The organism is Micrococcus sp. GbtcB5 (assembly GCF_019091605.1).
Taxonomy (GTDB): Bacteria; Actinomycetota; Actinomycetes; order Actinomycetales; family Micrococcaceae; genus Micrococcus; species Micrococcus luteus.
On sequence record NZ_JAGXJK010000055.1, the window covers coordinates 1 to 3,423 of the forward strand.

A 3,423-nucleotide genomic window follows, 5' to 3' on the forward strand; every position below is an offset into this window, starting at 1 on the left:
GGGTTCTTCTCGTCGATCATGGTCATGATTCTTACCGTTCCTCTCGGTACGGCTTACACAGACCATCTGACACGCCCTGCCCTCCAAGGCCTTGCTCGCGACCGCCGAGGCCCGCCACGTCACACTCGACGCCTCCCGGTTCCCCGGCCTGCTGCTCCCCGAAGTCCGGCCGGTCGACATGCCCGCCTTGATCGCCGGCAAGGATCGGCTCGTCGGGTCACTGCGTGGCGAGAAGTACCTGGACCTGGCCACCGAGTACGGATGGGATCTCCACCCCGGGGACGCCACGTTCGTCGGCACACCCAGCGAGCCGGCACTGCGCGTCACCGGCCCTGACGGCACGGTGGAGACGGTCCGGGCCGCGCACTACCTCATCGCCACCGGCTCCAGGCCCTGGGCGCCGCCGGTCCCCGGCCTGCAGGAGGCCGGTTACCTGACCTCGACCACCGCGATGGAACTGGACCACGTCCCGGAGTCGCTGCTGGTCATCGGCGGCGGCTACGTCGCGATGGAGCAGGCCCAGCTCTTCGCTCGGCTCGGCGTCCGGGTCACCATGCTGGTCCGCTCACGGCTGGCGTCCCAGGAAGAACCCGAGGCGTCCACCGCCCTGGATGAGATCTTCACGGACGAAGGCATCCAGATCATCCGCGGCGCGGTGCCCAGCGCGGTCCGCCGCGACCCGGCCACCGGCGAGGTCACGGTCACTGCCACCACCACTGACGGCTCACAGGAACTCCGGGCGGCCGAGGTACTCGTCGCCACCGGGCGCCGCCCGGTCACCGCCACGCTCGGTCTCGACACCGTCGACGTGCGCACCGGCGACCACGGCGAGGTGGTTGTCGACAGCCATCTGCGCAGCACCAACCCGCGCGTCTGGGCTGCCGGTGACGTCACCGCCCACCGTCAGTTCGTGTACGTCGCCGCGGCCCACGGCGCCCTCGTCGCCGACAACGCCCTCACCGGCGCCGGCCTCGAGGTCGACTACCGCCACCTGCCCCGGGTCGTGTTCACCAGCCCCGCCCTGGCCGCCGTCGGGATGACCGAACGGCAGGCCTCCGCTGCCGGGATCCGCTACGACAGCCGTGTCCTGTCACTCGCGCACGTCCCACGCGCGATCGTCAACCGCGACACCCGCGGGTTCATCAAGATGGTCACCGACGCCGACACCGGCCGCATCATCGGCATTACCGCCCTGGCCCAGGACGCCGGCGACCTCGCCGCCGCCGGGGTCTACATGCTCGAGGCCGGCATGATCACCAGCCAGGTCGCCAACCTCTGGAGCGCCTACCTGACCATGGCCGAAGGCCTCAAGCTCACCGCGCAGGCCTTCACCACCGACATCGCCAAGCTCTCCTGCTGCGCGGCGTGAACCTGCCCCGCACACAGGGACACCGATAGGGGACCGCCTCGCCCCGGGGCGCGAGACAAGAAAATGGGCGCCGATCAGCCCTACTTACTGGCACCCCTGCGTATCGGACCTGCAACCACCGGGGAGTTCAGTCGATGCAAGAACTCCCGTCCCAGGCCTATATCTGGACGTCTTCACGACCTCTACGTGCTCGACCCGACGAGGACAGCACTGGACGACGCGATGACCGCCTTGCGGCGCCGCCATGAGGCCGCGGTCCGTTTGGGCCGCGTCACCGCACCACCATGACCACGATCGTCACCACGTAAGCCGCGGCGACCAGACCGATCCCCAGCAGGGTGAGCACCACCCCGCGCCGGGCCGGCCGCTGGCCCTCGTCCGGCCCGGGGCCCTTGCCGTGCTTCGCGGCCATCGCGCGCTCCTAAGACGTTGCTCAAGCATGTGCGGCTCTCGCGAGCGGGCTTCCGTGCCGAGTGCTACCAGCTCAGGTCGTGACAGCCGTCGCTGCCGGCGCCCTCCACCTGCAAGGTGGCATGGGCGATACCGTAACGGTCGCGCAGCACCCGGCGCGCGCCGGCAAGCACGGCGCCGTGGTCCGCGCCCTGGTCAGCGACCAGGTGGGCCGTGGCCACGTTCATCCCCGACGTCAGGGTCCACAGGTGCAGGTCGTGGACCTCCTCCACCCCCTCGACTGCGTCCAGGTCACCGGCGACGTCCTCCGGGTCCACCCCTTCCGGGGCGTGCTGGCCCAGCACCGCGATCACCTGCCTGCCCAGAACCACCGCCCGGATGATGACGAAGACCGCGATGAGCGCCGCGACCACGACGTCCCAGATCGGCTGGCCGGTGAGAATGATCAGCACGCCGGCGACCATGACACCCACCGACCCGGCGGCGTCGGCGATCACCTCGTAGTAGGCGCCCTTGACGTTCAGGCTGTCCTTGGCCCCGCTGCGCAGCAGCAGCGTGGAGATGATGTTGATCACCAGGCCGGCGAAGCCGACCGCGAGCATGGCGCCGGAGGCCACCTCCGGCGCGTCGCCCAGCCGGCTGATGGCCTCGACCACCACGTACACCCCGACCGCGAGCATCGCCAGCACCGCCAACGCCGAGGCGAACACCTCGGCCCGGTAGGAGCCATAGGTGCGTCGCCCCGTGGAGTCCGGCCGGCTCGCGATGCGCGTCGCCAGCAGCGCCGCACCCAGCACCACCACATCGGCAGCCATGTGCCCGGCATCCGACAGCAGCGCCAACGACCCCGACACCAGCCCCGCGACCAGCTCGATCAGGAAGAAGCCCGCCGTCAGGGCGAACGCCCCCGCCAGCCGCCGACGGTAGCGGCCACCGGCATGCCCGGTCGCCGGGGCATGACTGTGTCCCGCCCCCATCAGCCCTGCCCCTCGTGGCGGGCGTGCTCACGGGAGACGTCCAGCAGCATCCGCACATGCCCGTCAGCGAGGCGGTAGTACACCATCCGCCCCTCCCGGCGGTTCTCGACCACCCCAGCGGAACGCAGCACCCGCAGCACCTGGGACACCGACGCCTCCGCGACATCGACCGACGCCGCCAGGTCACACACGCACAGCTCGCCGGCCTCCAGCAACGCATACAGCGCCCGGGCACGGCGCGGGTCCCCCAGGAGCTTGAACAGCCCGGCCAACCTGCCGGCCTCGCGCTCGTCGGGGATCCTCTCCCGGGTCAGCGCCACCTTCTCCGGATGGACGGCGGTGACCTGACACGAATCCAACGGCGTCACACTCATGCCACGACCATACACCTATGCAGATGTGCAGATATCAGCAGCGGGAGCCACACACGAGAGGTCAGCAGGTTCTGTATGCTCAGCGCATGCTGACTATTGCTTCGCGGCTGGACGTGATGAACCGGCTGGGCCGGGCGATGGCCGACCCGACCCGCTCCCGCATCCTCATGACACTCCTCGAGGGCCCGAGCTACCCGGCGGTACTCGCCCGCGACCTAGGGCGTGTCTGAGAATAGATGCACGAGTCAGCTGAGACCCTGGGGACATGTCCCGGTTCCAGATGCTCTCTGAC

The 3,423-nt window shown here is 69.8% G+C and carries 3 protein-coding genes and 2 pseudogenes; 2 read left to right on the top strand and 3 right to left on the bottom strand.

Translation table 11 applies throughout. The annotated features are described in order from the left end of the window. Window positions 1-76 precede the first annotated feature (76 nt). Window positions 77-1,369: pseudogene (gene merA, locus KVS67_RS11255) on the top strand (mercury(II) reductase); the annotation flags it as partial. A 271-nt stretch (window positions 1,370-1,640) separates the two neighbouring features. Here the strand turns inward: merA and KVS67_RS11260 are convergent. The 3 genes from KVS67_RS11260 to KVS67_RS11270 form a co-directional block, all read right to left on the bottom strand. Beyond that, window positions 1,641-1,781, bottom strand: coding sequence for a hypothetical protein (locus KVS67_RS11260; RefSeq protein WP_165381393.1), 141 nt, complete (start codon window positions 1,779-1,781; stop codon window positions 1,641-1,643). 64 nt (window positions 1,782-1,845) lie between these two features. Then, window positions 1,846-2,757, bottom strand: a complete 912-nt coding sequence (locus KVS67_RS11265) for a cation diffusion facilitator family transporter (protein ID WP_217565370.1) — start codon at window positions 2,755-2,757, stop codon at window positions 1,846-1,848. Continuing rightward, window positions 2,757-3,131, bottom strand: coding sequence for a helix-turn-helix transcriptional regulator (locus KVS67_RS11270; protein ID WP_036341507.1), 375 nt, complete (start codon window positions 3,129-3,131; stop codon window positions 2,757-2,759). The genes KVS67_RS11265 and KVS67_RS11270 overlap by 1 nt, the downstream gene beginning before the upstream one ends. Window positions 3,132-3,217: 86 nt before the next feature. On the opposite strand from KVS67_RS11270, the pseudogene KVS67_RS11275 reads away from it, so the two are divergent. Then, window positions 3,218-3,352, top strand: a pseudogene (locus KVS67_RS11275) (ArsR family transcriptional regulator); the annotation flags it as partial. Between the last annotated feature and the right edge of the window lie 71 nt (window positions 3,353-3,423).

What these genes read in the sequence shown, in the direction of transcription:
- KVS67_RS11265 (WP_217565370.1), bottom strand. Translation starts at nt 2,757, where the DNA reads ATGGGGGCGGGACACAGTCATGCCCCGGCGACCGGGCATGCCGGTGGC.
- KVS67_RS11260 (WP_165381393.1), bottom strand. Translation starts at nt 1,781, where the DNA reads ATGGCCGCGAAGCACGGCAAGGGCCCCGGGCCGGACGAGGGCCAGCGG.
- KVS67_RS11270 (WP_036341507.1), bottom strand. Translation starts at nt 3,131, where the DNA reads ATGAGTGTGACGCCGTTGGATTCGTGTCAGGTCACCGCCGTCCATCCG.